The organism is Shewanella sp. 11B5, assembly GCF_002836795.1.
Taxonomy (GTDB): Bacteria; Pseudomonadota; Gammaproteobacteria; order Enterobacterales; family Shewanellaceae; genus Shewanella; species Shewanella frigidimarina.
On the sequence record NZ_PJAP01001088.1, the window covers coordinates 1 to 2,336 of the forward strand.

1 protein-coding gene and 1 pseudogene are annotated in these 2,336 nt (G+C 37.7%); both read left to right on the top strand.

What is annotated here, in order from left to right:
• A partial coding sequence (locus CXF78_RS20605; RefSeq protein ID WP_145991598.1) for a GGDEF domain-containing protein occupies window positions 1-276 on the top strand: 276 nt, incomplete at its 5' end.
• Window positions 277-1,612: 1,336 nt separating this feature from the next.
• Window positions 1,613-2,336: pseudogene (locus tag CXF78_RS20610) on the top strand (malate synthase A); the annotation flags it as partial.

A 2,336-nucleotide genomic window follows, 5' to 3' on the forward strand; every position in this document is an offset into this window, starting at 1 on the left:
ACCCGAATGGGCGGTGAAGAGTTTGCTATCTTTATGCCAAAGCAAACTGAAGATATCGCGGTTGAATTTGCCGAGCAGATCCGCAATGCAATAGCCAATATTAACACTCGTTTCTCAGGACACGATTTTACTGTCACGGTGAGTTGTGGTGTGAGTAGTGTCGATAAGGATGACCTAAGCCTCGACCCGTTAATTCGCCGTGCGGATTTAGCGCTGTATAAGGCCAAGCATAATGGTCGAAATTGTGTCATCTGTTATAACGACACCATCAAATAACGATAGTTATCTAGCTTTATATCTCTCCCTGAAGTGTCTACCTTGAGTAAATCAACATATGCTAAACCAGCTTGTCACTTGTGATAGCGTCTAAACGTTGGCACTACACTCGTTGTTTAATGTTATTGTGCTCTGGTTTATGAATGTTAATCAAACCACTTATTTACCGTAATCTTTAGTGTATTGATTAGTCATAGGCTCAGTATAAGTGTGCCTTGTAAGTCGAACAGCGGGTAAATTGAATCGTGCAGGTTTGAAATTAATCTCGTTTTATCGTGTGATGTCATTTTTAATCGTCTGAGCTAAGGTTATGCATTTACAGTGTCTGCACCAAATTGCTTCAAGGAAAATCCTCCGTCACAAATGCTAACGGCATTTCCATTTATTCATCAGTTGCAACATTAGTTATTCAATTCATTACGTAGCGTTTGCGATACTTTGTTGCCACTCTATCTGAGCTAGAGCTGAATCATTAGCGATTTATCGACAGATGCCAATTAACATACAGTGAACTAAGCCTCGTTATTACCGACATATTCCGCCAGATCTGAGCACTGTTTATTACTCTTCGCTGCACCATTGTGGTTCTTAATTGCCCCATTTATGAAGTTTTTTCAATTATTTTTAAAAAAAATGCATTTTATTTAAAACAAACCAATCTGCTTGAGCTTGTTGATCGGGTGACGTAACTCACATTTCAAGCTATTAAAATGGCTTTTTTTGTTACGTTTACGTAAAGGTAAGTTTAAAACGGTTGTTTAAATTTGACGTGTAATTGGCTTTGGGTAAGCCTTTGTTTTTAATTAGTAAAATGTTGTTACGTATAGGTAAGCTAGAAACGTTGCAAAATTGTTTAATTCAATAGCATAGACTAAAGTTTGGTAAAGAAATATTTACAGTTGGTTTTTATATTACAACCTTTTTTACCATTATCATTTGCTGGTCAATTGGTAAGATGAATTTTACATGGCTACTTTAAAGTATAAGCTCTATTATATAAATATTATAGGTAACAGCGGCTTGTGGTTGTTAACTTGTGTTGGTAAGACCATTTTATGTGATCGGATGCACTGCTTTTTGAGTCGTTTTGGTAAAGAGCAGACTGTTGCAATTACAAACGTTTTTGGTTAGTTTTTAGTACGAAACAGACATTTGAAAGTTTTTGGTAAACAGTCAGCTTCAGTTAAATGTTATTAGAAATGGTTTACTTGAACGCTAATAAGTACAGCGATGATTTGGTACAGACAGGCGGGATAAATAGACAGTAGATAACATCACTACACAGTGAAGCATGACAATCAATATCAAAACAGACAGCATTTAGGGAGCCATTATTATGACGGCAGAACAATTAGTAGCTCAATACAGTAAGTCCACAGCAAGTCGTGATGATTCGGTTAAAACTGATCTCACGTTTATTGGGCCTACTGTTAATGGCCAAGAAGAAGTTTTTAACTCTGGTGCCGTGGCTTTCCTTGATTCGTTATGTGCAAAATTTGTTGATGAAGTACCCGAGCTATTAGCTAAGCGTAAGCAAAAACAAGCCCGTATTGATAATGGTGAGTTACCTGATTTTTTACCTGAAACTCGTGCAATTCGTGATGGTAATTGGACTATCCGTGGAATGCCTGAAGATCTCACTGATAGACGTGTTGAAATTACCGGCCCTGTTGATTGTAAGATGATCATCAATGCTTTAAACGCTAATGTAAAAGTGTTTATGGCCGACTTTGAGGATTCATTAGCACCGAGTTGGCAAAAAATTGTCGAAGGACAAATTAACCTTCGTGATGCCGTGCGCGGTGATATTGAACTAACTGTCCCTGAAACCGGTAAGCATTATTCGTTAAATCCGGATCCTGCAGTGTTAATTGCTCGTGTACGTGGTTTGCATCTTATTGAAAAGCACATTGAATACAAAGGCAAACCCATTCCTGGCGGCTTAGTCGATTTTGCTATGTACTTTTACCATAATTATCGTCAACTTTTAGCTAAAAAATCTGGACCTTACTTTTATATTCCTAAGTTAGAAAGCCATATAGAAGCGCGTTGGTGGGCGA